This window comes from Afipia sp. GW823-FHT06G09 (genome assembly GCF_058794875.1).
The window spans coordinates 783738-808933 of the sequence record NZ_JBXAHF010000003.1 but is presented as its reverse complement, the minus strand read 5'-3'; the positions used below and the strand labels follow the sequence as shown (position 1 = coordinate 808933).

Here is a 25196-nt window from a genome sequence, read left to right as displayed (position 1 = left end):
CTGTGCATGGACTTCGACGAAGCCCTGGATCGTGCCGTTGAATGACACGATGCTTGGATGCAGCAGGACCAAAGAGGTTCCTGGAGAATCAGCTTGTAATGCCGAGCCGCTTGAGAACGGTTTCGGTCAGACGCTCGCATCGCTTGCCGGCGAACGGGAAGGCTTCCATCACCACAGGGCCGATCCGCTTTTCGACATTGCCGCGCAGCAGGCTTCTTGCGCGATACAGCCGGGTTTTAACTGTCTCCGGTTTCAGGTCGAGCAGTTCGGCTGTTTCTTCGATGCTCATGCCTTCCACCACACGGGTGATGAACACAATGCGGAAAGCTTCGGGCAGATCATCAATCGCCCGCTCAACGACATGCTGGATTTCGCGTTGCGCCATGGATTTTTCGGGATCGCCGAGGTTCAGGGATTGCGGAAACTGAATGATCTGCGCTTCCAGCACGCCGGGCTTGAGACTTGTCAGTTCGACCTGTGGCCGCTCGCGCCGCAGCCGGCCAAGGGCCTCGTTCATGGCGATACGGGTCAGCCAGGTCGCAAGGCTGGAGTCGCCCCGGAAGCCGTCCAGATGGGTGAACGCCCGGACGTAAGTCTCCTGGACGACGTCCTCGGCTTCTCCGTCGTTGCGCAGGATGCTTCGGGCCACCCGAAACAGCCGGCGGTTGTTGTGTTGCATGATAGCGCGAATGGCCGCTTCGTCGCGGTCACGGGCGCCTTGCACCAGCAGCGCGTCGTCGGCGGCCGTCATCTGCGGTATGGATGGTTGCTGCACGGCAGGTGCCCTCTTGGCCGGTTTCAGTCATACTTGGGCGTTGGATGCAGCAGAGGCAAACAAGTTCCTGGATTTCTGCGATCCCGGCACGAAAAATGACCGGACCTCTCCGGGACTGCAACAAGGAACGGCCAGCACCATGAGCACATTGAAGTCCGTTGCGGTCGCAGGCGCCGGCAGCATCGGCTGCTTCGTCGGGGGGATGCTGCGCGCCGGCGGGCACCCGGTCTCGCTTTTGGCGCGCCCGCGCCTGATTGAGGATATCAACCGGCACGGGCTGAAGGTCACGAGCTTTGAAGGTATCGAGCATCGCCTGACGCCGGCTGAGATCAGACTGTCCGACGATCCTGCGGCGATTTTTGCGGGCGCGGATATCATCCTTGTCACCGTCAAGAGCGATGACACCGCGGAGATCGCGGACCTGGTCGCGCGACATGCGCGGAAGGATGCGGTGATCGTCAGCCTTCAGAACGGCATCGGCAATGTCGCCGTGTTGCGCGAAGCGCTGCCGGATCACGATGTGCTGGCGGGCATGGTGCCGTTCAATGTGGTTTCAATGGGCGAGGGGCACTTTCATCGCGCTACCTCCGGCGACATCCTGCTGGAGAAGGACGATCCCGATATCGCAAAATTGCTCTCGCGGCCCGAACTCGTTTTCCGAAGCGTGAACGACATCGAGGCCGTGCAATGGGGCAAGCTGCTGGTCAACCTGAACAATGCGCTTAATGCGCTGTCCGGGCTGCCGCTGCGCGACCAGCTTGCACAACGGTCCTGGCGCGTGCTGTTCGCGGATCAGATGCGCGAGGCGCTGGCGGTGATCAAGGCCGAGGGCATTGCGCCGGTGTCGACAACGCCGCTGCCGGCGTCCTTTACACCGTTTATCCTGAAGCTGCCCGATGCGTTGTTCACCCGGATCGCGGCGTCGATGGTGAAGATCGACCCGAAGGCGCGTTCGTCGATGTGGGAGGATCTGCAACGCGGCCGACGCACCGAAATCGGTCACCTTCAGGGCCTGATTGTCGCACTCGCCGAGCGGCACGGTCTGAAAGCGCCGCTGTCCGCGCGCATCGCCGCGCTGATCCGGCACGCGGAAAAAGCCGGCAAGGGGTCACCGGGCCTGACGCCGGAGCAGATACGGCCTGTGGTTCAGGGCTGATTTTCCTGCCGGACGGGCTGGCGGCGCGGCGGCGGCGGCGTTACGTTATCTGTGTTGATGCAAGCGCCGGGTCACGCCCGCAATTGTCTTGCCCGCGAGCCCGGTTGACAGGCCTGCTCGGAAGAGCGGTCAGGTCGTGTGCCGCGGGCTTGCGCCGCGCGCCCATGGCGGACCAATCTGCAAGACAGGCTTCCACGTCTGGAGGCTCTCATGCATGCTGACACAATCAACGTAAAATCACATCGTCTTGTTGCCAGTGACAGGGTCGAGGGAACGCGGGTCTTCAATGCCGACGGCAGAAAAATTGGAAGCATCAAGCGATTGATGATCGACAAGACCAGCGGCAACGTCGCCTACGCGGTCTTGTGCTTCGGCGGTTTTCTCGGAGTTGGTGAGGACTATCGTCCGCTTCCGTGGGCGAGCATGAAGTACAATCCCGCCATCGAAGGCTACGAACTCCTGACATTGATGACGGAGGAGGAGCTGTCGAAAGCGCCGTCGTTCGAGGCTGACAAGGATTTCGATTGGGGCAATCGAGTCCGCGAGGTCGATGCGTACTGGATCGGGTTCTGACGAACGCCGCGAAATACTCGCGTGTTGCTATGGCCATTGCTCCCTGAAGCGCTTCCTTCAGGGAGCAGGCCAGCAGCAAGATGGTTCTGCATCCTTGACTCAGGTGCAGCTTTAACTAGAGGACAGCCTTCGCTGCCGCGCGTCCGGCATTGCGCCCGGAGAACAGGCAGCCGCCAAGGAATGTGCCTTCCAGCGCGCGATAGCCGTGCACACCGCCGCCGCCGAAGCCCGCCGCTTCGCCCGCCGCGTACAGTCCCTGAATGATCTGGCCGTCATTTCCGAATACCCGCGAGTCGAGATCAGTCTCGAACCCGCCGAGCGTTTTCCGCGTCAGGATGTTCAGCTTTACGGCGATCAGCGGACCATGGGCAGGATCGAGAATCTTGTGTGGCTTGGCGGTGCGGATCAGCTTGTCGCCGATATAACGACGCGCGTTGTGGATGCCCATGACCTGGGTATCCTTGACGTAAGGATTGTCGATCTCGCGGTCGCGCGCCTCGATCTGCGTTCTGATGAAGGCGGGATCGAGCAGGTTTGTGCCACCGAGCTTGTTCATAGCGGCGACGAGATCGTCGAGATTGTCGCGGACGATGAAGTCAGCCCCCTTGTTCTTGAAGGCTTCAACTGGTGCCGGACCGCCCTTGGCGCCGGCGCGGCGGATGACCTGCCGCCAACTCTTGCCGGTGAGGTCCGGATTCTGTTCGGAGCCGGAAAGACCGAACTCTTTCTTGATGATGCTCTGCGTCAGGATGAACCAGGAATAGTCGTACCCGGTGCGCATGATGTATTCGAGCTGACCAAGCGTGTCGTAACCCGGATAAAGCGGTGAGGGCAGGCGCTTGCCGGTTGCGTCGAACCACATCGAGGATGGACCCGGCAGGATGCGAATGCCGTGACCCGGCCAGATCGGCGCCCAGTTGTGTACGCCTTCGACGTAATGCCACATGCGGTCGCGGTTGATGAGGCGAGCCCCGGCTGCCTCGGTGATGCCGATCATGCGCCCGTCGACGTGCGCGGGAACACCGCTCACCATATGCTTCGGCGGCGTACCGAGACGCTTCGGCCAGTTCTGGCGCACGAGATCATGATTGCCGCCGATGCCGCCGGAGGCGACGATCACGGCCTGCGCCCTGAACATGAAATCACCGGTCTCGCTGCGTGAAGAACTGACGCCGCGCAGCTCGGATGACGGTTCCAGTATTTTACCGCTGACGCCGGTCACGGCCCCGCTCGTTATATCGAGCGCATCGACCCGATGACGGAACTTGAAGATGATGCGGCCGGTCTTGGCGTGCTCGCGCGCGCGCCGTTCAAACGGTTCCACGACACCCGGGCCGGTGCCCCATGTGATGTGAAACCGCGGCACCGAGTTACCGTGCCCCATGGCGTCATAGCCGCCCCGCTCGGCCCAGCCGACCACGGGAAAAATGCGGTGGCCCATGGCCTGAAGCCAGCCGCGCTTCTCGCCGACTGCGAAGGCGACGTAAGCTTCCGCCCACTTCTTCGGCCAGTGATCTTCATCGCGGTCGAATCCCGCAGTCCCCATCCAGTCCTGCAGAGCGAGGTCATGGGAATCCTTGATGCCAAGCCGCCGCTGTTCGGGTGTATCGACAAGAAATAACCCGCCGAGCGACCAGAACGCCTGCCCGCCGAGGTTTTGCTCGCCTTCCTGATCGACCACAATCACGCGCTTGCCCGCGTCGGCCAGTTCGGTCGCTGCCGTGAGGCCCGCCAGTCCTGCACCGACGACAACTACGTCCGCATCATTCGCCATTTTTGATGTCTCCCCCGCTTCCGGATTGAAGCGCGGCGCGTGAAGCCGGGTCAACGGAAATTGCGGCCAAAAATGGCAGCGCCCGCTCCCGGTCGTTCACTGGCCCACGCTGGTCATGTTCCAATTCGGGATCGGCCAGTGCAGGTGCAGCAAGCCAGCAACACTGCGGCAGAATCCGTCCGCGCATCGCAGCGCGATCTGGACAAAAAACCAGACTCGCAACACGCTGACAGTGCCCCGATCGACAGGCAGGGGGCGACGGGGCCGGCAATGAAGATTGTGACGGGGTTTCTTGCGGCAATCCTACTCCTGGGCGGAGTTGGTGCGAGTCAGGCTGTGGTCCGGATTTCCGATGACCGCGGCGGCCGCATCGGGACCTATGTCGACAAGTATCAAAGCCTCAAGGGGTCCGGCGAGACCGTTGTGATCGACGGTTTGTGTGCGTCGGCTTGCACGATCGTGCTTGGCGCCGTTCCGCATGACAAGATTTGCGTGACCTCGCGCGCCAGCCTCGGATTTCACGCTGCGTGGGACTTCGGGGCGAGCGGCCGGCCGGTGACGAACCGCGAAGCTACCCGGATGCTGTACGACATGTATCCGACATCGATCCGGACCTGGATTTCGCGGCGTGGCGGCTTGAAGCCGCGTATGATCTTCCTGCGTGGCCGCGAACTGACGAGCATGTATCGTCCGTGCTACATGGACGCGCAGGCTTCTGCGCACGTGCGCTAAACGCAAAAGCCCGGATCAGGCAGAAATTCGCTCCCGGTCATGTGATCGGGCATGCGCCTGCGACACTTGCCCGCCATAGCCCCGCGCTCTATCCCATGCCCGGCTTGGAACAGGCGGCAGGGCTGCCCCGCGAAGGATCAAGGACGGATGGCGATGGACAGGACGACCCGGCCGCTGGTGATTATCGCGGCGTTTGCTGGCAGCCTTGCAATCGGCCTGCTGGTGACGCTGTGGCTGCTCGGCGGTCTGCGCGGCGCCACCGCGCCGTCGGCAATCGGAGGGCCGTTCCGGCTGACCGATCAGGCCGGACAGGCGGTGACGGAGAAAAGCCTGATCGGGAAGCCCTCGATTGTCTTCTTCGGCTTCACCCATTGTCCCGACGTGTGTCCCACCGCGCTGTTCGAGATGTCCGAAGTCCTGCGCGCCATGGGTCCTGACGCAAGCAAGGTGAATGCGTATTTTGTGTCGGTCGATCCCGAGCGGGACACACCGGCTGTCATGAAGGACTATCTGTCGAGCTTTGATCCGCATCTCAAGGCGTTGACGGGCAGCCCGGACGAGGTGGCCAAAGTCATCTCGGCCTACAGGGTCTATGCCAAGAAGATTCCGCTGAAGGACGGCGACTACACGATGGATCACACCGCGCTGATCTATCTGATGGACCGCAACGGAAATTTCGTGCGTCCGTTCGATCTGAAGCGCAAGCCAGAGGAAGCTGCGGCCGATCTCAAGCGTTATCTCTGATCGCGCTTCCGGTCCGGCTTACTCCGCCGGAGGGATGTCATCCGCGACGTTCGCGCGAGACCGTGCTCGGTCTTTTCCCAGTGGTAGGGTTCGATCAGCAACTGACAGAGCGCGCGCCAGGCGGCGATGGAGAGGAAAATCCAGTAGATCGGAGTGAGGGCAAGCACCCATGCTTCGCGCAGCAAATTCCGCTTCGCCAGTCCGATCAGTCCGATCACGATCGTGGTGAGATAGCCCGCCGCAATCGTCGCCAGATAGAGTTCGATGAACGGCTTGGCGAAGAACGAGGAAACGCTGTCGTCGAATGCACTCAGGAAACTGCGAACGAACAGCTCGCCGAGCAGGAACGGATGCGCCAGTGCAGTCAGCACGTTTCCGCCGACGATGATGTTGAGAGCAAGGAAACCACCGGGCCCTGCATCGCGCCAGAGTTGTCGCGGTGAACGCATGTGGACGCTCCATGTTTGCATCCAGCCTTTCATCCAGCGGGAGCGCTGCCGCAGCCAGCTTCCGAACTGGGCCGGAGCCTCCTCATACGTTGTCGACGGGAACATGACGCAGCGATACCTGAAGCGCGAAAGTCGAAAGCCGAGATCTGCATCCTCGGTAACGTTGTAGGGATCCCAGCCGCCCACCTCGCGCAGCACGCTGGTGCGGAAGTGATTGGACGATCCGCCGAGCGGCAGCGGCATCTCGAAGTTGGAAAAGCCCTGCAGGAAGACATCGAATTGCCCGGCATACTCCGCGGTGAACATCCGCGGTATCCAGCCGTCCGCGGTGTTGTCGATACAAAGGCTGGCCTGCGCGCAGGCAATCTCCGGTCCATAGGTCCGGAAGACATCGAGCGCTTCGCGAAGCTGGCCGGGCTCGGGCCGGTCTTCGGCATCGAACACCGTGATGAATGTGCCGCGCGCGAAGTTCAGCGCGCAGTTGAGAGCCTTGGGTTTTGTGCGCGGTCCGACATCAGGTGCGATGATGACCTGAACGTGCGGCATCGGCCCGAGTCTGGCGATCGCTGCGCGGGTTGCGAGGTCGTCGGTTTCGATAACGAGCTTGATGTCGAGTTTCTCGCGGGGGTAGTCCAGAGCATTGATGTACTGCATCAAGGGCGCGACGGACGATGCCTCCCGGTAAAGCGCCGCGACCACGGTGTAGACGGGTAACTGGCTGTCGTGCAGCCGCGGTGGACGCGATCGCCGTGTCGGCTGCGAAAAACATCCTGCAAGCCGCAGACTCGTGAACAGCAGAAACCAGATTGCGAGGATCAGGCCGCATGTATCGAGCACCACGGTCGGCGCCAGCGTCAGCAGCGCAACGGGGGCTGCAAGCCGCAGAAGATGGCGACAGAAACGGAACAGGCGGCTGCTTGAAGCTGGAACCGGCGCGGCGGAGAGGTGAGGAAAGCGTCGTGCAAGGTTTTCAGCCGCGGTATCGGCCAGTGCATCGCCGGAATGATAGGCGAGAAACGCATTGAACTTCGCATCCGATGTGAGCCGGACGCGTGGAAGAAGCGACGGATACTCCGTGATCAGCCTGACGATGCGCCGCGTGGTGTACCCGTGCGGAGCGGACACGTAGGCGAGTTCTCCCTGTTTTCGGACAGGAAGGATGCCGTGCCGTGCACAGAGATGAAGGCCGTCGTCGGGCAGCAGGCAGTCCGCTCGGCTGATGTCCTCCAGTGTTTCGATCTGGAGGCCGGTATGAAGGGCGAGCTGGTCCAGATACGCGTCTTCGCCGATGACGCCCCACTGGATCAGGACCCGGTCGGCACCGACGCCGATCTCCTTGCTCCGTTGCTCTGCTGCGGCGAGCAGCGACGGAGCGAGCATATGGCGCAGGCAATCGAGTTCGACCGCGGGACCGGGCTCACCAGTTCCTGGCCGGTTGTCGTTCTGTGATTGCGGCGGCCCAAGCAGTCCGGCGATGAACGAGGTGAAATTCCGGGCGGACGCCGTCAGGCGCGCGAAACGCTGCGGCCTGGCTTCCTCAAACTCGCTTGTCCGCCCAGCCACGGCCATCAGACCGCTACCCCACGCCACAAACGCACTCGAATCCGCCCGTGGATGGTCTATAAGACCCCACACGCAGAACCCCGGGTCAATGCAACCACAGATGGTATTTTCCTTCAATGTCCGATTGCGTGGCGCTGTCCGTGCAGCCGCCGGGGTCGTTGTCTGGAGCGCTCTGGCGTGCTTCGCGCCCGGGACGCCGCCAGCACACGCGCAAGGCGCACCCGCAGCGTCTCAGTCATCGCCCCCGGCTGCTATTCCGCAGCCGGCCGCGCCTCAGGCTGTGCCGGGATTTTGGGATCCCCGGCGTCGCCCCGACCGGCCGGACCTCTCCCGGCTCACGGTCATCCGTTTCCTGACCGAGACGGATTATCCGCCCTTCAACTTCACGGGCCCCGACGGCAATCCGGCCGGCTTCAATGTCGATCTGGCCCGGATGATCTGCGACGAAATCAAGGTGGCTTGCACCATCCAGATGCGCCGGTTCGAGACGCTGGTCGATGCGATCAACGGCAACCGCGGCGATGCGATCATTGCGTCGCTGGCGGTGACGCCGCAGCTTCGCGCCAAGCTCGATTTCAGCGATCCCTATTATCGTTCGCCGGCGCGGTTCGTGTCGCGGCGGGATGCGGTGATGGCCGAAGTCCGGCCGGAATATCTCGAGGGCAAGAAGGTCGGCGCTATCGCGGGCTCGTCCCATGAGGCGTATCTGAAGACGCTGTTCACCGACGCGCAGATCGTCAGCTTTCCGAATGACGATGCCCTTCGCCTTGCGCTGCGCCGGGGTGAGGTCGATTTCATTTTCGGGGATGCGATTTCGCTGGCGTTCTGGATCAACGGAACCGATTCCGGCGATTGCTGTGCGTTCAGCGGGGGTCCATTCACGGAGAGCCGGTATTTCGGCGAGGGCGTCGGAATCGGGGTCAAGCGCGGCAACGATGTGCTGCGGCAGGCGCTGAACTGGGCGATGTTCCGGCTCTGGGAAAAGGGCCGCTACACCGATTTATGGCTGCGCTACTTCTCGGTCAGTCCGTTCTAACTTCTCGGATGCGGCAATGACTTTGACGCGAACGGCGAAACTCAAGCGAACCGCCGCGGCGCTTCTTGCGCTGCTGGGATGGGCGACGCTTCTGCTGCAGTATTGGCTTTTGATGCGAACCGCCGGCGTGATGGCGCTTTCGCCGCTTGAGGCCACTATCCGCTTTTTCTCCTACTTCACGATCCAGTCAAACATTCTGGCGGCCCTGGTGCTGACCGCATTTGCCATCAAGAGCGGCCCGGAGGAATGGCTGGTGCATCCGTTCGTGCGCTCTGCGGTGGCGGTTTACATCGCCATGGTTGGATTGGTTTATGCGGTACTGCTGCGGCAGCTCCGGTCGCCGGTGGGCGCGCAGTGGATTGCAGACGCGATGCTGCATTACGCCATGCCCGTCGCCTATCTGCTGTTCTGGCTGACCTGTGTGCGCAAGGCGGGGCTGCGCTGGTACGATCCGCTGCTGTGGCTGATCTACCCGCTGTTCTATCTCGGCTTCGTGCTGGTGCGCGGAAAGATGTTCGGCTTCTACCCGTACCCCTTTATTGACGCCAAGACCTTGGGTTATGCAGGGGTTGCGGCTAATACAGCCGGATTGCTGATCGTCTGCGCTGCGATCGGCATGTGTCTGGTGATGACCGGCTGGTGGCTTGCGCGCCGGCAGCCGGTTTGATTTTTGCGCGGAGATCCTTGATGTCGACTGAAATGCCTTCAACCGCGAGCGACCTGCGGGCGCTTGCCGAACAATCCAACGCCTGGCCGTTCGAACAGGCGAAGCAGATTGTCGCACGGCTGAAGAAAAAGCCGAAGGACGAAGTGCTGTTCGAGACCGGCTACGGTCCCTCGGGGCTGCCGCATATTGGCACCTTCGGCGAGGTGGCGCGCACCACCATGGTGCGCCATGCGTTTCGCGTGCTGACCGAGGACAAGATCAAGACCAAGCTGCTGGCATTCTCCGACGACATGGACGGCCTGCGCAAGGTGCCGGACAACGTGCCGAACAAGGAGATGCTGGAGCAGGATCTCGGCAAGCCGCTGACGCAGGTGCGCGATCCGTTCGGTACGCATCCGAGTTTCGGCGAACACAACAACGCGCGGCTGCGCGCGTTCCTCGATACGTTCGGGTTCGACTACGAATTCGCGTCATCGACGCAGTACTACAAGTCGGGCCGCTTCGACGCGACGCTGCTGAAGATGCTGGAGAACATCGACAAGGTGATGGCGATCATGCTGCCGTCGCTGCGCGAGGAGCGCGCCGCCACGTACTCGCCGTTCCTGCCGATTTCGCCGCGCTCCGGGGTCGTGCTGCAGGTGCCGATCGTTGAACACGATGCGAAGGCCGGTACGATTTCGTATGACGATCCGGACACCAGGGAGCGCGTCACTGTTCCGGTTACCGGCGGGCATTGCAAGCTGCAATGGAAGCCGGATTGGGCGATGCGCTGGGTTGCCCTCGGCGTCGATTATGAAATGGCGGGTAAGGACCTGATCGATTCGGTGAAGCTGTCGGGCAAGATCTGCTCGGCGCTCGGCGGCACGCCGCCGGAAGGCTTCAACTACGAGCTGTTTCTCGACGACAAGGGCCAGAAGATTTCCAAGTCGAAGGGCAATGGCCTGACCATCGACGAGTGGCTGCGCTACGCCTCGCCGGAATCGCTGTCGCTGTTCATGTACCGTGAGCCGAAGGCGGCGAAGCGGCTGTATTTCGATGTGATCCCGCGCAATGTCGATGACTATCAGCAGTTCATTGACGGCTATCCGCGTCAGGATGGCAAGCAGCGCCTGAGCAATCCGGTCTGGCACATCCACGCGGGCAATCCGCCGCTGGCCGATATGCCGGTGACCTTCCAGTTGCTGCTGACGCTGGTGTCGTCATCGAACGCGGAGAATGCCGAAACGCTGTGGGGCTTCATCGGCCGGTATCGTCCGGGTGTGACGCCGAAGACCCATCCGAAGCTCGACGACATGGTCGGTTACGCCATCAACTACTATCGCGACTTCGTGGCGCCGACGAAGACCTTCCGCCAACCGACCGAGAGCGAACGCGCGGCCCTGACCGACCTGCGTAATGCGCTGGCGCGACTGGATGCCGATGCTTCCGCTGAAGATATCCAGAACGTGGTCTATGAAATCGGCCGCCGCGAACCGTTCCTGGATCACAAGAAGGCCGGCAAGGACGGCCGTCCGGGTGTTTCGCTCGACTGGTTCAACATGCTCTATCAGGTGCTGCTCGGCCAGGAGAAAGGCCCGCGCTTCGGGTCGTTCGTCGCGGTCTATGGTGTGACGAACGCGATCGCGATGATCGATGCTGCGCTGAAGCGGGCGGCGGCCTAGCCGCCGCCTCGGAGTAACGCATGTCGAAAGTGACGCGCGCGACCAAGATGCTGGAACAGGCCGGCGTCGCCTTCACCGTTCACACCTATGATTACGATGGCGATGCCGACCGCATCGGATTGCAGGCCGCCGAGGCGCTCGGCGAAGCGCCGTCGCGCGTGCTCAAGTCGCTGATGGCGCTGGTCGACGGCAAGCCGGTCTGCGTCATCGTTCCGTCCGATCGCGAAGTCTCGATGAAAAAGCTTGCCGCTGGGTTCGGCGGAAAATCCGCACAGATGATGAAACCGGCCGATGCGGAACGCCTGTCAGGATACAAGGTCGGCGGTATCAGTCCGTTCGGACAATCGAGGCCGCCGCGCGCGGCCATCGAGGAGCAGGCGATGGCGCACGAGCTTGTCTACATCAATGGCGGACAGCGCGGGTTGCAGGTGCGGCTCGCTCCGCGCGACGCGGCCAAGATCCTGAACGCGATCGTTGCGCCGCTGGTGGCTTGAGGCGGAGTGTTACTGGCTCGCCCAGACGATGCGCGCGATCCATTCGACATTCTTGGCGTCGATGACGCGGTCCTTGTGCGCCGGATTGAGCGACTGCAACTCGATCACCTTGGCGGTGCGCCGCTTCAGTTCCTTGACGGTGACTTCGCCGTCCTTGGTTTTGACCACCACACGGTCGCCGCGGCGGATCGGTGAGCCGGGCGAGACGATGATGACGTCACCGTCGCGATAGGCGGGCTTCATCGAGTCGCCGGAAATTTCCAGCGCGTAGGCATGCTCATCGTTGACCGAGGGAAGTCCGACTTCGTCCCAGCCCTTGCCGACCGGAAAGCCGCCGTCGTCGAAATAGCCGCCGGTGCCGGCTTCGGCGAAGCCGAGCAGCGGCACCGCCTGCACCGAGCGTGCGGTGTCCTCGATGAATTGCACGAACGTGTCGACGGTGGTGCCGGTCGCGGCCAGCGCTTTCGCGACGGATTCGGTCGACGGCCAGCGCTCGCGCCCGTCCGGCGTGATCCGCTTCGATTTGTTGAAGGTGGTGGGGTCGAGGCCCGCACGTTTGGCCAATGCGGATGCCGATAAACCCGCGCGTTCGGCGAGGCGGTCGAGCGCATTCCAGATTTGATCGTGGGTCAACATGGGATGGCCGGATGTCTGGCCCAGCCGACCGGACCGGGCAGTGAATTTTATCAGGAACTAGGAATTATTACCTCGAAACCGGCGTCTCTGCAATGCATAGCGATCAGATGAACGCTGCCCTTGAAGTGGCCGGAGCGCGCCGATACGGTCTGCGGGGCGCTCGGCAGAGCTCCGAAAAATCCCAAATGAATTCAATAACTCACGAGAGTCCGCCCGCCGTGTCCACGATCTACAAGATTTGCCCCGCGTCGGCCTGGCGCGAGGCCGAGCGGCAGGGCGCCTTTCGCGGCAGTGCCGACGACAAGCGCGACGGCTTCATCCATTTTTCCACCGCGTCCCAGGTGGCGGGGACCGTCGCCAAGCATTTCGCGGGGCAGACGGGGCTGTTCCTGATTGCGGTCGATGCCGAGGCGCTGGGCCCGGCCTTGAAATGGGAACGCTCGCGCGGCGGCGAGTTGTTTCCGCATCTCTACGGCGAACTCGACACCGGCGCCGTGACAGAAATCCTCGACTTGCGTGCGCGCTCCGACGGTTCGCACGATATTCCGGAGCTTGCGTCGTGATCCGCGCCTTTGATGCCCTCACCCTGCCGCTGCTGCGCCGGCTCGACCCGGAGGACGCCCATCGGCTGGCAATCGGCGGGTTGCGGCTGCTGCCGCCGGCCAAGCCGCGCCCCAGCGATCCCAAGCTCGCGGTGCGTGCCTTTGGCCTGAACTTCCCCAATCCTGTCGGCATGGCCGCGGGTTTCGACAAGAATGCCGAAGCACCAGACGCGTTGCTGCGGCTGGGTTTCGGCTTTGTCGAGATCGGAACGGTGACACCGAAACCGCAGGACGGAAATCCGCGCCCGCGGCTGTTTCGCCTCGAACAGGATTTCGGCGTCATCAATAGGATGGGTTTCAACAATGACGGGGCGGAAGCCGTGCTTCGGCGGCTCGCCGCGCGATCGCGTCTCGGCGGCATCGTCGGCGTCAATGTCGGCGCCAACAAGGATTCGGTGGATCGCACGGCGGACTATGTCCGGCTGATCGAGCTGTTCGCACCGGTGGCGAGCTATTTCACGGTCAACATCTCTTCGCCCAACACACCGGGCCTGCGCAATCTGCAGCAGGCGGCGGCGCTGGACGATCTTCTGGCGCGGGTGGTCGATGCGCGCGAACGCGTGCGCAAGAACGCCGGCGATTCGCCGCTGCTTCTAAAGATTGCGCCCGATTTGACATTGCAGGAACTCGACGATGTCGTGCACATCGCGCGCTCCCGCCGGGTAGACGGCATGATCGTTGCCAATACGACGCTGGCGCGGCCCGCGACGCTGCGTGAACAGGCGAAAGCGAAAGAGCAGGGCGGGTTGTCCGGGCGTCCGCTGCTGCGGCTGTCCACGCGCATGGTGGCCGAGACTTACGTACGCACCGAGGGCGCGTTTCCTTTGATCGGCGTCGGCGGCATCGATTCCGGCGGTGCCGCGCTGATGAAGATCCGTGCCGGGGCCACTTTGATCCAGCTTTACTCCTCGCTGATCTACAAGGGCCTCGGGCTGGTTGAGGACATCAAGGCCGATCTGCTGTCGACATTGCGGCGGACCAGCCGCGACAGTCTCTCCGAAATTGTCGGCGCCGATGCGGCGACAATTACTGCAGAGCCCTGGCCGGAGTAAGCACTCCGTTGCCGAACGAGGCCTTGAACAGCGCCGGATAGCGCAGCGCCTGCAGACCGCCGCGCGCGACGTAGTGGATCAGAAGCGCGCTCCACAGGCCCGCATTGCCGAACGATCGCAGCAGAGCCCATGCCGTGAGGAAGATCACCAGCGACAGCAGCATGAGATTGCGCATGTCGCGGGCCCAGGTCGCGCCGATGAAAATGCCGTCATAGGCGAATGCGAAAAAGCCGACGATCGGCGCGAGAATGACAAAGACAAGATAATCGTTCGCGACGCGCTGAATGTCGGGGTTCGGCGTCATCAGCGCGATCAGGTTCGATCCGAAAAGCAAATACGCGGTGCTGACGGCGAGCGCGAACACGGACCCCCACAGCATCACGAGTTTGGTCGCAATCAGGAAACCGTCGCGGTCGCGATTGCCGTAGGTGCGGCCGCAGATCTGTTCGGCCGCATTCGCGATACCGTCGAGAAAGAATGCGCTGATCAGAAGGAAGTTGTTGAGGACGGCGTTGGCGGCCAGCACGGTGTCGCCGGCACGTGCGCCCTGCGATGTGAAGAACAGGAACGCGGCAATGAGGGCGGCGGTACGAATCAGAATGTCGCGGTTGACCGAGAACATGTGCAGCAGCCGCTCGCGGTCGAACAGCCGCTCGGCGCTGATGTCGAACACACCGCCAAGCAGACGCCATGCCAGGACAGCGCCAACGACAAATCCTGTGGTTTCCGCCAGCACCGCGGCAATCGCCGCTCCCGCAATACCCTTGTTGAGTGCAAGGACCAGCCACGCGGTCATCGCGATATTGACGACGTTGATCAGAATCTGCAGCGCAAGCGCGGTTTTCGCGCGTGCCTGACCGACGAACCAGCCGAGCAGGACATAGTTGCCGAGAGCCATCGGCGCGGACCACAGCCGGATCGCAAAGTATTCATGCGCCGCCGCCGTCACCGGCGCGCTGCCTCCCATCACGGAGAGGATGACGGTGCCGAGCGGCTTGCTGACTGCGATCAGAAGAAGGCCGATCGCCGCAGCGACGATAATTGCGCGAAACAGGGTTGCGCGGATTTCAACATCATCCCGGGCGCCGAGCGCCTGCGCGGTGAACGCGACCGTGCCCATGCGCAGGAAACCGAACAGCCAGAACAGGCAATCGAAAACCACCGAGGCGATTGCGACGCCGCCGAGCAGGGCGGGATCGCCCAGCCTGCCGATACAGGCTGTCGCAACAACGCCCAGCAGCGGCGTTGTCAGATTGGCCAGCATCGCCGGTCCGGCGATGCTGAAAACCTGTCCGGTCGTAACTCTGGCCGCGTCTCTCAATCAGCGCGGCCGTTGGGTGCTGAACAGCCGCGAGATCAGCCAGATCGGGATCACGATCACCGCGCCGAGCAGGAAGTAGCGCCACACGCCGTTGATGAAGTCGAAGCCGAGATTCCAGATCCAGTCGATCAGGCGGCGGATGCTGTAAATGATGTTCCACGGATCGAAGCCGATCGCGGCGAGCACGACACCGACCAGCAGCGACAGCAGCACCAGCCGCAGCAAGACCGACAATGGCGAACCGCCCAGGAAGCGCGACAGGGCGTCGTCGTTTCTGGCTGGCAATTCCTTCACATCGTCCGGCATTGTGGTCTCCCAAAGTGAGTGCGTCACCGCACACTAGTACAATATTTAGACAGTGTCCTTTCGAATCCGAAGTTCGTGGACGGTAGGCTCTGCGGGATTGCGCGAACTTCGGTTTCAGCACACTGGCACGCCAGATGGGGGACTGTCTTGCCGTCGTCAATGGCTATCCGCAGCGGCAGGAGAGAGAATTTTACTCTCGGAGATTAACATCCGTTCAAGTGTTTCCAGCCGGTCGGCATCGCGCGGTGGCTTGTCCCATCGCAATCGGCTGATGCGGGGAAAGCGCATGGCGACACCGGACTTGTGCCGCGCCGAGCGCGCCAGTCCCTCGAACGCGACCTCGAACACCAGTCCCTGGTCCGGCTCGTGCACCACATGACGCACCGGGCCGAACTTCTCGGTGGTGTGACGGCGGACGAAGCGGTCGATTTGAATCAACTCCTCGTCGGTGAAACCGAAATAAGCCTTGCCGACCGGCACGAGTTGATCCGCGCCGTCGACGCTGGTCCAGACGCCGAAGGTGTAGTCGGAATAATAAGACGAGCGCTTGCCGTGACCGCGCTGCGCATACATCAGGACCGCATCGATGATGTGCGGATCGCGTTTCCATTTCCACCATTGGCCTTTCGGCCGGCCAGGCAAATATGGCGCGTCGCGGCGTTTCAGCATCACGCCCTCGATGGCCTCCGAATCCTCCCCGGCTCCGGCACTCGCAGGGTCGGCTCGTGCAGCGGCGAGATCGTCCCACGTCTTGAACGAGACTTGCGGCGAAAGGTCGATGCGCGGATCATTGAGCTGCACCACAAAGTTCTCGAGTTTTGCGCGCCGCTCAGTGAAGGTCAGCATACGCAGGTCGTTGTCGCCATCGCTGAGCAGGTCGTAGACGCGCAGGTGGATCGGATAATCCTTCATCAATTTTGGCGTGACGGATTTTCGGTTGAGCCGTTGCTGCAAGACGTTGAACGTCTGAACGCGCCCGTCGCGCAGCACCAGCAGTTCACCGTCGAGCGCCCCGGGCAGTCTCAGGGATAGCACCAGATCGGGAAAGCTCCTGGTGATGTCCTCGCCGGTGCGTGAATAGAGCCGCGTGAGAAGATTTCCGCGCTCGTCCTTTCCATTTACCGCCTGCACACGGATGCCATCCCATTTCCATTCGGCGGTGAAGTCTTCCGGCGCGAGATTGGTAAAGTCTGAGTCCTCGATGGCATGTGCCAGCATCACGGGATGGAACGGCGCCGGGTCGCGGTTGACGGGCTTGTCGGCGCGGCCTTCCAGCCACGCGAACAGGTCGAGATAGGGCGGGGTCAGCCCCGGCCATATTAGTTCGACGTCATGGGCGTCCTTGTCGCCAAGGGCTGCGGCTGCTGTTTTTGCCAATCGTGCGGAGACGCCGATACGAAGACCGCCGGTGACCAGTTTCAGCAGCGCCCAGCGGCCGGTCTCATCCAGTTCGTCGAGCCAGCGCGCCAGTTGTGCGGGGATTTCGGTCTTACCCAGCGTGTTGAACGTGGTGACGACTTCCGTGAGCGTCGGTGGCGGCGGTGAATTCGTCGCCCGCCGGTCCGTCGGCCACATCAGCGCGACAGTTTCCGACAGGTCGCCGACATAGTCATATGATAGCGCGAACAGCGTCGGATCGGTGCGCGCGGCGATCAGATCACGAATGAGGCCAGCCTTGGCATGACGGAACGACAACGCGCCGGTCAGCGCCGCCAGCGCCCAGCCGCGATCGGGGTCCGGCACCTCGCGAAAGTAGTTTGTGATCAGCCGCAGCTTGTTGTTGCGGCCGGGCTCATAGGCAAGGCGGTCGAGCAGATGCGCGAATCGATTCATGGCGCCGCCTCTTCCGGCGCAGCGCCTTCGTCCTCGTCGCCATAGCCGACCAGATCCAGCGGCCGCGCTTTGAGGCCCCTCGACTGACACCAGTGAACCAGTGCGTCTTCCTGGCCATGGGTGACCCAGATTTCGCCTGCGCCGGTGGCGTCGATCGTCGCGCATAATCCGTCCCAGTCGGCGTGATCGGAGATCACCAGCGGCAGTTCGATGCCCTTTTGCCGCGCGCGGGCGCGCACCCGCATCCAGCCTGAGGCAAATGCGGCAACGGGATCGGGAAAACGCCTCGTCCAGATGTCAGTGATGGCGGACGGAGGAGCCAGTGTGATGGTCCCGGCGAGATCGGCTTTCTTCATCCCCTTTGCCAGCCGCAACTCGCCAAGATGGATACCGCGGCCTTCATAGTAGCGCGTGATCTTCTCCATCGCGCCGTGCATGTAGATCGGTGCATCGTAGCCCGCGGCGCGGATCATCGCGATGACGCGCTGGGCCTTGCCAAGCGAATAGGCGCCCACAAGATGCGCGCGCTCCGGAAACAACGCGACGGACGCGAGCAGTTTCGCAATTTCACCCTCGACATTGCTGTGGCGGAAGACCGGGAGCGCGAATGTCGCCTCGGTGATAAACACATCGCACGGCACAACCTCGAACGGCGGGCAGGTCGGATCGGGCGTGTCCTTGTAGTCGCCCGACGCGACGATTTTTGTCTTGCCGCCGGTGACGGCGATCTGCGCCGAGCCCAGCACATGACCGGCGGGATGAAACGTCACGCTAACATCGCCGAGCTTGAGGGTCTCGCCGTAGGGGATCGCCTGCGTGCTGCGGGCGAAATTGTCGCCATAGCGCAGCCTCATGATGTCGAGAGTTTCCTGCGTCGCCAGTACCGCGCCATGGCCGGGGCGGGCGTGATCGGAATGGCCATGGGTGATCAGCGCCCGCTCGACCGGCCGCACCGGATCGATATGAAAGCCGCCGGGCTTGCAGCAGAGGCCGGCGGCGACGGGCATCAGGATGTCTTGCGGGCGCATCTCTAGTGGTCCGATTCTAACATTCGCATCGCGTCTCGGCAGGCACCCTTGCGAATGTTAGAATCAAGGGACCACTAGCAAATATAGGTTTCTAGTGGAGTTTTGGATTTGACATTCGCTTGCGGACTCGTAGGAGCAGGGAGCGAATGTCAAATCCACTCCACTAGGTTATATAGTCGCTCCGAAAACGCATTGGAGTCTGGTAAATCCCGCTTGGCTCTGTTTGAGGTTCAGATCAAGTCCATGCCTGCCGTGTTGTTCCTGTCCTCCGGAAACCTGATCGCCGACCGGCGCTATGACTTCGGGCGCGACCTGCAATTGCGCGGCGATCTTGCCGCCGCCGCCGACCTGATGGCACAGGCAGCGGAGCTGGAACCCGGCTTTGCCTCGGCATGGTTTGCGCTTGGCGATCTGCGCGAACAGATGGGCCAGCGCGACGATGCGGTGACGGCGTATTTGCGCGCGCGCGATGCCGATCCGGACGACCGGCATGGCGCGAAGGTGCGGCTGATGCGCCTCGGCGTCGAAGATCTCTCCACCATGCCGCCGGGCTATGTACGAGCGCTGTTCGATCAATATGCGCCGCGGTTCGACAAGACGTTGGTCAATGATCTCGATTATTGCGGGCCCGCGGTTCTGCTGAAGGCGGTGCTGGCTGTGCGTCACGCGGCAAAGCTGCCGGTCCATTTCATGCGTGCGATTGATCTCGGATGCGGGACCGGCCTCGTCGCCCGCGAGTTCGCCTCACTGGCTGATGAGTTTATTGGCGTCGACCTGTCGTCCGGCATGATCGAGCGCGCGCGCGACACGGGTCTCTATGCGCGTCTGGATGTCACTGACATGCTGCAGGGTTTGCAGGCCGAGAGCGACGCCAGCGCAGACCTGGTCATCGCGGCGGACGCTTTCGTTTATGTTCCGGAACTGGATGCGTTGCTGCATGAAGCTGCGCGCGTGCTGAAGCCGCTGGGCCTCTTGGCATTCACAGTCGAGACGCATGTTGGTAAGAGCGTGATTCTCGGCCCCGGACTGCGCTATGCTCACAGCGAGGCTTATCTGCGCGGCGCCATTGCCGCTGCCGGACTGACGCGGTGCGCGATCACGCCGGCATCGACCCGCATCGAGGCCGGCGAGCCTGTGCCGGGTCTGGTCGTCACCGCAAGCAAGGCCTGACCGCTGCGATCAGTACCTGGCGGTCACCGGCGTATCGAAGTGGTAATTCACGCCGGTGCGGAAAATGTGATTGGTCTCTTCCGTCGTTAGGGTGTGCGGAATGCCGTTGAGGTTATAGCTGTTCGATGCGCTGCCGAGATCGATGTAGAGATACTCGGTCTTGACGCTCCACTGGCCGGGCTTGAACCAGTCGAACAATTCAAGTGGCGTCTCGACGCCGGCGCCCAGCGCCCAGCCGGCACGCACATCCTTGAAACCTGCTGTCCCGTTGATTCCAAGCGTGGTGATGGTCTCCGTCACGCGGGTCTTGACCTCGCCATAGGCGAGACCGCCGGTGGCGTAGAACAGCGTCGAGCCGACGCCATATCCGATGCGTCCGCGCACGGTGCCGAACCAGTCCAGCTTTTGACGGTACGTGGCAGTCGCGGTCGGCGTGCAGGTGAACAGGCAACTCCGATCGGTCTCCTGCGTCGAATACTGGATATCGCTCTCAAGGCCGTACACGACGTTGCCGCGTTGCCAACTGTAACCTGCCTGCAAACCGCCGTTGTAACCGCGCGGGGCGAGATCGAAATCGTTGTTGGCTGCTGTCAGGCCGGATATGACGCTGTGGGTTGTGGCGTCGCGCGCGAGGCCCGAGCCGCCGTTGCCGCCTGCGTAGAAACCGGTCCAGTTCGCGGCAGGTGTGACTGCAAACAGGCTGCCATTGCCGCCGATGCGGTAATTCACGCCCGCCCGGAAAATGCTCTCGCGGACCTCGGTGCCAATCACATGGGGCGTTCCACCAAGCACGAAGGCCTGGTTGATCGAACCGAGATCGACATAGAGATATTCGATCTTCGCGGTCCAGTTGCCGCCGACCGCCGCCTCGATGCCGCTGCCCAGAACGAACCCGGTTCTGGTCTGCTCAATGGCGAAAGTGCCGACGTTGACGCCGAACAGGCGCTGCGCGTCAGTCACCTTGACGCCGCCGTAAGCAAAGCCGCCGGTGAAGTAATTGAGAATGGGGCCGGATGCGTAGCCGACGCGCCCGCGCACCGTGCCGAACCATGTCATGTCCTGCTGAAGCATGGCGCTGTTGAGCGCGTTGCAGGTCAGAATGCAGTTGGCGTGATTCTGATTGCCGATGCCCTGAATATCGGCTTCCGCACCGATCACCCAGTTGCCGAACTGATAGTTGTATCCGGCCTGGCCGCCGCCAACGACGCCCAGCGAAGCGAGGTTGAATGTCTCGAATGAGCCGCCGAAGCCGAGCACATTGAGGCCGGAGCGGCCTTCGCCGCCAACAGCACCGCCGGCATTCACGCCCGCATACAAACCGGTCCAGTCATAGGTGGTCGATGCGACAGGCGCTTTCTTGAACGCGATTTTGGCAGGAAGGTCCGCAGCATGGGCACTTGCCGTCGTTGCGACGAGCGCGGCCGCGATCAGAAACTTCTGCATGGAATTCCACTTCAGATTGCTCTTCTGCTTAGCGGTTACCGGGCTGTTCGGCTGTACCTCGCGGGCCACACCTGAGCCAAATTGACGCAGGGTGACTTCAAGAAATTTTACTGGAATTAGAGGCGGTTACGGTGCGGTAGGACCGATGACCTGCGGCAACCGTGCAAAAAGACCGGCCGTGACGCCAAAACGCAAGACAGGGCGGCATCGCGCGGCAGGATGCCGTGATCTGCATCCGATCCACGAGGAATACGTCCGGAGAATCAAAGGCATCGCAGAATGCCGCTGAATCAATTCAGGGAGACAACAAGAAATGAAAAAGACGATGAAGTCGTTTGCCACCGGCGCTGCGTTCTCGGGGGCCGTTCTGATGGTGGCATCCGCCGCGCAGGCGCAGAAGAAATACGATCCGGGTGCGAGCGACATCGAAATCAAGCTCGGCCAGACCGTGCCGCATTCCGGGCCGGGTTCGCTCTATGGCGTGATCGGCCGCACCCAGGCGGCGTATTTCCAGATGCTGAATGAAAAGGGTGGCATCAACGGGCGCAAGGTCACGTTCCTGACGCTGGATGACTCTTACAGCGCGCCGAAGACGGTCGAGGCGACGCGGCGTCTGGTCGAGCAGGAGGAAGTGCTCGCGTTGTTTGGCTCGCTCGGCACCGGCCCCCAGACCGCCGTGCAGAAGTATCTCAACGGCAAGAACATCCCGCAGCTTCTTCTCAACACTGGCGCAGGGCGCTGGAACGATCCAAAGAATTTCAAATGGACCACGCCTGGCCTGCCGCTCTATCCGACCGAGGGCCGGATCCTTGCGCGCTATCTGTTGCAAAAGAAGCCGGACGCGAAGGTTGCCATCCTCTATCAGAACGACGAGTTCGGCCGCGACTATATGAATTCGTTCAAGGAGATTCTGACGGAAGCCGGCGGCAAGGTGAAGGTCGTCGCGGAGGCGTCCTACGATCTCACGGACCCGACCATCGATTCGCAGATGATCAATCTGTCGAAATCCGGCGCGGATGTTTTCTACAATATCTCCACCGGCAAGGCGACGTCGCAATCAATCCGCAAGGTCGCGGAGCTTAACTGGAAGCCGCTGCATCTGTTGGTCAGCACATCGAGCGGCCGGTCGATCTTGAATGCCGCCGGCGCGGATAATGCCATTGGCATCGTGGCCGCGAGCTACACCAAGGAAGTCGGCAGCTCGAAATGGGCGGATGATCCCGATGTGAAAGGATTTCAGGAACTGCGGACAAAATATCTGCCGAACGTCGATCAGGACAACACCATCGCGTTCCAGGGGTATTCGCAGGCGGTGACCATGGCCCGCATTCTCGAAAAGTGCGGCGATGAACTGACCCATGCCAATGTTCTGAAGCACGCCACGTCGCTGGCCGGCTACAAGGCGCCGATTTTCCTGCCCGGTATTACCTATTCAACCTCGCCCGATGATTATTCGCCGATCAAGACGTTGTTTATCGGAACATTCAACGGCAAGGACTGGGATCTCGATGCAAAGCCGGTCAGCCAATAGCGGATAAAATAATACGTGCGAGGGCAGGGCGGATTTCCGCGCTGCTCTCGACCGCGACCGCGTGACGCCTTACTTCTAGGCGGTGGACACCAAGACCCCGACATCGCCCGATTTGCTGCCCGGGATTTTCCAGCGCTGGTTCGCGGCGCGGGGCTGGTCGCCGCGCGCGCATCAGCTCGATCTGCTGGCAAAAGCGCAGGATAACAGGTCCGCCTTGCTGATCGCACCGACCGGCGCGGGCAAGACGCTGGCGGGATTTCTGCCGACACTCGTGGAACTCGGCTCGCCGCAACTGAAATCCGCGAAAACAATGTCGACGGGACGGAGCGTTGTGCGCAGCGGCGGCCTGCACACGCTCTATATCTCGCCGCTCAAGGCGCTGGCGGTCGACATCGCGCGCAATCTCGAACGGCCGATCGCCGACATGAAGCTGCCGGTTCGGGTCGAGACCCGCACCGGCGACACGCCGGTGTCGCGGCGGCAGCGGCAGCGCAAATACCCGCCGGACATTCTGCTGACCACGCCCGAACAGCTTGCGCTGCTGCTCTCGTCCGATGACGCGCCGTATCTGTTCTCGTCACTGAAGCGGATTGTGCTCGACGAGCTGCACGCGCTGGTAACGTCGAAGCGCGGCGATCTGCTGTCGCTCGGCCTCGCGCGGCTATGGCGGCTCGCGCCGCAGGCCACGACAGTGGGTCTGTCGGCGACGGTCGCGGAGCCGGATGATCTGCGCCGCTATCTGGTGCCGCAGCAATCGGGCATTGAGCGTATGGCCGATCTTGTCATCGCGGATGCGGGCGCGGCCCCCATTGTCGAAATGCTCGATACAAAGGAGCGACTGCCGTGGGCGGGACACATGGCGCGCCACGCGCTTGGTGAAATCTACGATCTGGTGAAGGCCAACAAGACGTCGCTGATGTTCGTCAATACGCGTGCACAGGCGGAGATGCTGTTTCAGGATCTGTGGCGGATCAATGACGACGGGCTGGCGATAGCCCTGCATCACGGCTCGCTCGATGTCGCGCAGCGTCGCAAGGTCGAGGACGCGATGGCGGCGGGCAAGCTGCGCGGCGTGGTCTGCACTTCGTCGCTCGATCTTGGCATCGACTGGGGCGATATCGATCTCGTCATTAATGTCGGGGCGCCGAAAGGTGCATCGCGGCTGATGCAGCGGATCGGCCGCGCCAACCACCGCCTCGATGAGCCGTCGCGCGCGGTTATGGTCCCGGCCAATCGTTTCGAGGTGCTGGAATGCCGTGCCGCCATCGATGCGGTCGCGGAGAACGCGCAGGACACGCCGCCGCAGCGGACCGGATCGCTCGATGTGCTCGCGCAGCATGTTCTTGGCTGCGCCTGCGGCGAGCCATTTTTCGCCGATGCTCTTTATGAGGAAGTGCGCAGTGCCGCGCCGTATCTCGATTTGCCGCGCAAGGACTTCGATGATGTGATCGACTTTGTGGCGACGGGGGGGTACGCGCTGAAAAGCTATGAGCGGTTTGCGCGCATCAAGCAGGACAAGGCCGGAAGGTGGCGGGTCGCCAATCCGCGCGTGCGCCAGAGCTACCGTCTCAATGTCGGTACTATCGTTGAAGAGCCGATGCTGAAAGTGAAGCTGGTGCGTGGCCGCAGCAAGGGGTCGGGCTCCACCGGCGCGATTGCGCGGGGCGGGCGGATGCTCGGCCAGATCGAAGAATACTTCATCGAGGGGCTCGTGCCCGGCGACACGTTTGTGTTCGGCGGCGAGGTGGTGCGTTACGAAGCGTTGATGGAGGATGAGGTTTATGTATCGCGCAGCAACGATGCCAATGCCAAGGTGCCTTCCTATATGGGCGGCAAGTTCCCGCTCTCGACCTATCTGGCCGAGCGCGTGCGCCTGCTGCTCGCGGACCAGCGTGCATGGAAAGGGCTGCCCGATCAGGTCCGCGAATGGCTGTCGCTGCAGGCAGCGTTTTCCCGCGTGCCGGGGCCGCGCGAGCTGATCGTCGAAACCTTTCCGCGCGCCGACAAGCACTATCTTGTCTGCTATCCGTTCGAAGGGCGTCTTGCACACCAGACGCTCGGCATGCTGCTGACACGGCGGCTGGAGCGGGCGCGCGCCAAGCCGCTCGGCTTTGTCGCTAATGAATACGCGCTCGCGGTGTGGTCGCTCGGCGATATGTCGTCGATGATCCAGAGCGATCGGCTCAATCTCGACGCGCTGTTCGATGCCGACATGCTCGGCGATGACCTCGAAGCGTGGCTCGCGGAATCTGCGCTGATGAAGCGCACGTTCCGCACCTGCGCCGTGATCTCGGGCCTGATCGCGCGGCGGTTCACCGGCGAAGAGAAATCGCGCCGGCAGGTGCTGTTCTCGACCGATCTCGTCTACGATGTTTTGCGCAAGCATCAGCCTGACCATGTGCTGTTGCGCGCGGCGCGAGCCGATGCCGCGACCGGTCTTTTGGATATTCGCCGTCTCAGCGATATGCTGATCCGGATCAAGGGCCGAATCACGCACAAGGAGCTCGACCGGGTATCGCCGCTGGCGGTGCCGGTGATGCTGGAAATCGGCCGCGAAGCGGTTTATGGCGAAGCGTCTGACGAGTTGCTGGCGGAAGCCGCCGAGGAACTCGTCAAAGAGGCGATGTCGCCCGATCAGGATTGACGAGAG

General features: G+C 62.2%; 22 protein-coding genes. 13 read left to right on the top strand and 9 right to left on the bottom strand.

From position 1 onward, the window contains the following. Positions 1-88 precede the first annotated feature (88 nt). Entirely contained in the window at positions 89-751 is a 663-nt protein-coding gene (locus AC1Q67_RS16415) for an RNA polymerase sigma factor (protein WP_051358672.1), read from the bottom strand. 163 nt (positions 752-914) lie between these two features. Here AC1Q67_RS16415 and AC1Q67_RS16410 point away from each other — a divergent pair, with 163 nt between their 5' ends. After that, a complete protein-coding gene (locus tag AC1Q67_RS16410) occupies positions 915-1931 on the top strand; it encodes a 2-dehydropantoate 2-reductase (protein ID WP_492236374.1) in 1017 nt (338 codons plus the stop codon). 210 nt (positions 1932-2141) lie between these two features. Continuing rightward, positions 2142-2504, top strand: coding sequence for a PRC-barrel domain-containing protein (locus AC1Q67_RS16405; protein WP_492236373.1), 363 nt, complete (start codon positions 2142-2144; stop codon positions 2502-2504). Positions 2505-2619: 115 nt separating this feature from the next. On the opposite strand, the gene AC1Q67_RS16400 is transcribed toward AC1Q67_RS16405, so the two are convergent. Then, complete coding sequence (locus tag AC1Q67_RS16400; protein WP_492236372.1) at positions 2620-4278, bottom strand: FAD-binding dehydrogenase; 1659 nt, start codon at positions 4276-4278, stop codon at positions 2620-2622. A gap of 270 nt (positions 4279-4548) precedes the next feature. Between AC1Q67_RS16400 and AC1Q67_RS16395 the strand changes: the two genes are divergently transcribed. Both AC1Q67_RS16395 and AC1Q67_RS16390 read left to right on the top strand, forming a co-directional pair. Continuing rightward, positions 4549-5010 carry a hypothetical protein gene (locus AC1Q67_RS16395; protein ID WP_492236371.1) on the top strand — a complete coding sequence of 154 codons (462 nt, stop codon included), beginning with the start codon at positions 4549-4551 and terminating at the stop codon, positions 5008-5010. Between the two features lie 153 nt (positions 5011-5163). After that, positions 5164-5754, top strand: a complete 591-nt coding sequence (locus AC1Q67_RS16390; protein ID WP_024577191.1) for an SCO family protein — start codon at positions 5164-5166, stop codon at positions 5752-5754. On the opposite strand, the gene AC1Q67_RS16385 is transcribed toward AC1Q67_RS16390, so the two are convergent. Further along, on the bottom strand, positions 5745-7772 hold the full coding sequence (locus AC1Q67_RS16385) for a glycosyltransferase family 2 protein (RefSeq protein ID WP_492236481.1): 2028 nt from the start codon (positions 7770-7772) through the stop codon (positions 5745-5747). The genes AC1Q67_RS16390 and AC1Q67_RS16385 overlap by 10 nt on opposite strands. 94 nt (positions 7773-7866) lie before the next feature. On the opposite strand from AC1Q67_RS16385, the gene AC1Q67_RS16380 reads away from it, so the two are divergent. Genes AC1Q67_RS16380 through ybaK form a run of 4 tightly spaced genes read left to right on the top strand, consistent with a single transcriptional unit; the run spans position 7867 to position 11624 of the window. Continuing rightward, the gene (locus tag AC1Q67_RS16380) at positions 7867-8802 is read left to right on the top strand and encodes a transporter substrate-binding domain-containing protein (protein WP_024577193.1); all 936 of its coding nucleotides are present in this window, start codon (positions 7867-7869) and stop codon (positions 8800-8802) included. 16 nt (positions 8803-8818) lie between these two features. Continuing rightward, on the top strand, positions 8819-9469 hold the full coding sequence (locus AC1Q67_RS16375; RefSeq protein WP_492236370.1) for a Pr6Pr family membrane protein: 651 nt from the start codon (positions 8819-8821) through the stop codon (positions 9467-9469). Between the two features lie 20 nt (positions 9470-9489). After that, positions 9490-11130 (top strand): lysine--tRNA ligase, encoded by a 1641-nt coding sequence (locus AC1Q67_RS16370; protein ID WP_492236369.1) that lies wholly within the window; start codon positions 9490-9492, stop codon positions 11128-11130. 20 nt (positions 11131-11150) lie between these two features. Then, on the top strand, positions 11151-11624 hold the full coding sequence (gene ybaK, locus AC1Q67_RS16365; protein WP_492236368.1) for a Cys-tRNA(Pro) deacylase: 474 nt from the start codon (positions 11151-11153) through the stop codon (positions 11622-11624). A 9-nt stretch (positions 11625-11633) separates the two neighbouring features. Here ybaK and AC1Q67_RS16360 read toward each other — a convergent pair whose 3' ends face one another. Then, the gene (locus AC1Q67_RS16360) at positions 11634-12260 is read right to left on the bottom strand and encodes a S24 family peptidase (RefSeq protein ID WP_024577197.1); all 627 of its coding nucleotides are present in this window, start codon (positions 12258-12260) and stop codon (positions 11634-11636) included. A gap of 218 nt (positions 12261-12478) precedes the next feature. Here AC1Q67_RS16360 and AC1Q67_RS16355 point away from each other — a divergent pair, with 218 nt between their 5' ends. Then, entirely contained in the window at positions 12479-12823 is a 345-nt protein-coding gene (locus AC1Q67_RS16355) for a DUF952 domain-containing protein (RefSeq protein ID WP_492236480.1), read from the top strand. After that, positions 12820-13914 (top strand): quinone-dependent dihydroorotate dehydrogenase, encoded by a 1095-nt coding sequence (locus AC1Q67_RS16350; protein ID WP_492236367.1) that lies wholly within the window; start codon positions 12820-12822, stop codon positions 13912-13914. Before AC1Q67_RS16355 ends, AC1Q67_RS16350 begins: the two co-directional genes overlap by 4 nt. Here the strand turns inward: AC1Q67_RS16350 and AC1Q67_RS16345 are convergent. The 4 genes from AC1Q67_RS16345 to AC1Q67_RS16330 all read right to left on the bottom strand — a co-directional run bounded on the left by AC1Q67_RS16345 (position 13889) and on the right by AC1Q67_RS16330 (position 18402). Continuing rightward, positions 13889-15178, bottom strand: a complete 1290-nt coding sequence (locus tag AC1Q67_RS16345; RefSeq protein ID WP_492236366.1) for an MATE family efflux transporter — start codon at positions 15176-15178, stop codon at positions 13889-13891. The two genes, AC1Q67_RS16350 and AC1Q67_RS16345, sit on opposite strands and share 26 nt — an antisense overlap. Before the next feature lie 57 nt (positions 15179-15235). Continuing rightward, a complete protein-coding gene (locus AC1Q67_RS16340; RefSeq protein ID WP_492236365.1) occupies positions 15236-15541 on the bottom strand; it encodes a DUF6460 domain-containing protein in 306 nt (101 codons plus the stop codon). Between the two features lie 156 nt (positions 15542-15697). Then, positions 15698-17374 carry a cisplatin damage response ATP-dependent DNA ligase gene (locus AC1Q67_RS16335; RefSeq protein ID WP_492236363.1) on the bottom strand — a complete coding sequence of 559 codons (1677 nt, stop codon included), beginning with the start codon at positions 17372-17374 and terminating at the stop codon, positions 15698-15700. After that, positions 17371-18402 carry a ligase-associated DNA damage response exonuclease gene (locus AC1Q67_RS16330; RefSeq protein WP_492236361.1) on the bottom strand — a complete coding sequence of 344 codons (1032 nt, stop codon included), beginning with the start codon at positions 18400-18402 and terminating at the stop codon, positions 17371-17373. The genes AC1Q67_RS16335 and AC1Q67_RS16330 overlap by 4 nt, the downstream gene beginning before the upstream one ends. Before the next feature lie 243 nt (positions 18403-18645). On the opposite strand from AC1Q67_RS16330, the gene AC1Q67_RS16325 reads away from it, so the two are divergent. Continuing rightward, positions 18646-19572: a class I SAM-dependent DNA methyltransferase gene (locus AC1Q67_RS16325; protein WP_492236479.1), complete on the top strand. Its 927-nt coding sequence runs from the start codon at positions 18646-18648 to the stop codon at positions 19570-19572. A 9-nt stretch (positions 19573-19581) separates the two neighbouring features. Here the strand turns inward: AC1Q67_RS16325 and AC1Q67_RS16320 are convergent, their stop codons facing one another. Beyond that, entirely contained in the window at positions 19582-21015 is a 1434-nt protein-coding gene (locus AC1Q67_RS16320; RefSeq protein WP_492236360.1) for an outer membrane protein, read from the bottom strand. A gap of 370 nt (positions 21016-21385) precedes the next feature. On the opposite strand from AC1Q67_RS16320, the gene AC1Q67_RS16315 reads away from it, so the two are divergent. Then, the gene (locus tag AC1Q67_RS16315; protein WP_492236478.1) at positions 21386-22546 is read left to right on the top strand and encodes an ABC transporter substrate-binding protein; all 1161 of its coding nucleotides are present in this window, start codon (positions 21386-21388) and stop codon (positions 22544-22546) included. Positions 22547-22628: 82 nt separating this feature from the next. After that, complete coding sequence (locus AC1Q67_RS16310; RefSeq protein WP_492236359.1) at positions 22629-25190, top strand: ligase-associated DNA damage response DEXH box helicase; 2562 nt, start codon at positions 22629-22631, stop codon at positions 25188-25190. Positions 25191-25196 lie beyond the last annotated feature (6 nt).

Bases quoted from the DNA above. Each gene is read 5' to 3' on its own strand.
- AC1Q67_RS16415 (WP_051358672.1), bottom strand. From the start codon at position 751: ATGACGGCCGCCGACGACGCGCTGCTGGTGCAAGGCGCCCGTGACCGC.
- AC1Q67_RS16410 (WP_492236374.1), top strand. From the start codon at position 915: ATGAGCACATTGAAGTCCGTTGCGGTCGCAGGCGCCGGCAGCATCGGC.
- AC1Q67_RS16405 (WP_492236373.1), top strand. From the start codon at position 2,142: ATGCATGCTGACACAATCAACGTAAAATCACATCGTCTTGTTGCCAGT.
- AC1Q67_RS16400 (WP_492236372.1), bottom strand. From the start codon at position 4,278: ATGGCGAATGATGCGGACGTAGTTGTCGTCGGTGCAGGACTGGCGGGC.
- AC1Q67_RS16395 (WP_492236371.1), top strand. From the start codon at position 4,549: ATGAAGATTGTGACGGGGTTTCTTGCGGCAATCCTACTCCTGGGCGGA.
- AC1Q67_RS16390 (WP_024577191.1), top strand. From the start codon at position 5,164: ATGGACAGGACGACCCGGCCGCTGGTGATTATCGCGGCGTTTGCTGGC.
- AC1Q67_RS16385 (WP_492236481.1), bottom strand. From the start codon at position 7,772: ATGGCCGTGGCTGGGCGGACAAGCGAGTTTGAGGAAGCCAGGCCGCAG.
- AC1Q67_RS16380 (WP_024577193.1), top strand. From the start codon at position 7,867: ATGGTATTTTCCTTCAATGTCCGATTGCGTGGCGCTGTCCGTGCAGCC.
- AC1Q67_RS16375 (WP_492236370.1), top strand. From the start codon at position 8,819: ATGACTTTGACGCGAACGGCGAAACTCAAGCGAACCGCCGCGGCGCTT.
- AC1Q67_RS16370 (WP_492236369.1), top strand. From the start codon at position 9,490: ATGTCGACTGAAATGCCTTCAACCGCGAGCGACCTGCGGGCGCTTGCC.
- ybaK (WP_492236368.1), top strand. From the start codon at position 11,151: ATGTCGAAAGTGACGCGCGCGACCAAGATGCTGGAACAGGCCGGCGTC.
- AC1Q67_RS16360 (WP_024577197.1), bottom strand. From the start codon at position 12,260: ATGTTGACCCACGATCAAATCTGGAATGCGCTCGACCGCCTCGCCGAA.
- AC1Q67_RS16345 (WP_492236366.1), bottom strand. From the start codon at position 15,178: ATGCTGGCCAATCTGACAACGCCGCTGCTGGGCGTTGTTGCGACAGCC.
- AC1Q67_RS16340 (WP_492236365.1), bottom strand. From the start codon at position 15,541: ATGCCGGACGATGTGAAGGAATTGCCAGCCAGAAACGACGACGCCCTG.
- AC1Q67_RS16335 (WP_492236363.1), bottom strand. From the start codon at position 17,374: ATGAATCGATTCGCGCATCTGCTCGACCGCCTTGCCTATGAGCCCGGC.
- AC1Q67_RS16330 (WP_492236361.1), bottom strand. From the start codon at position 18,402: ATGCGCCCGCAAGACATCCTGATGCCCGTCGCCGCCGGCCTCTGCTGC.
- AC1Q67_RS16325 (WP_492236479.1), top strand. From the start codon at position 18,646: ATGCCTGCCGTGTTGTTCCTGTCCTCCGGAAACCTGATCGCCGACCGG.
- AC1Q67_RS16320 (WP_492236360.1), bottom strand. From the start codon at position 21,015: ATGCAGAAGTTTCTGATCGCGGCCGCGCTCGTCGCAACGACGGCAAGT.
- AC1Q67_RS16315 (WP_492236478.1), top strand. From the start codon at position 21,386: ATGGTGGCATCCGCCGCGCAGGCGCAGAAGAAATACGATCCGGGTGCG.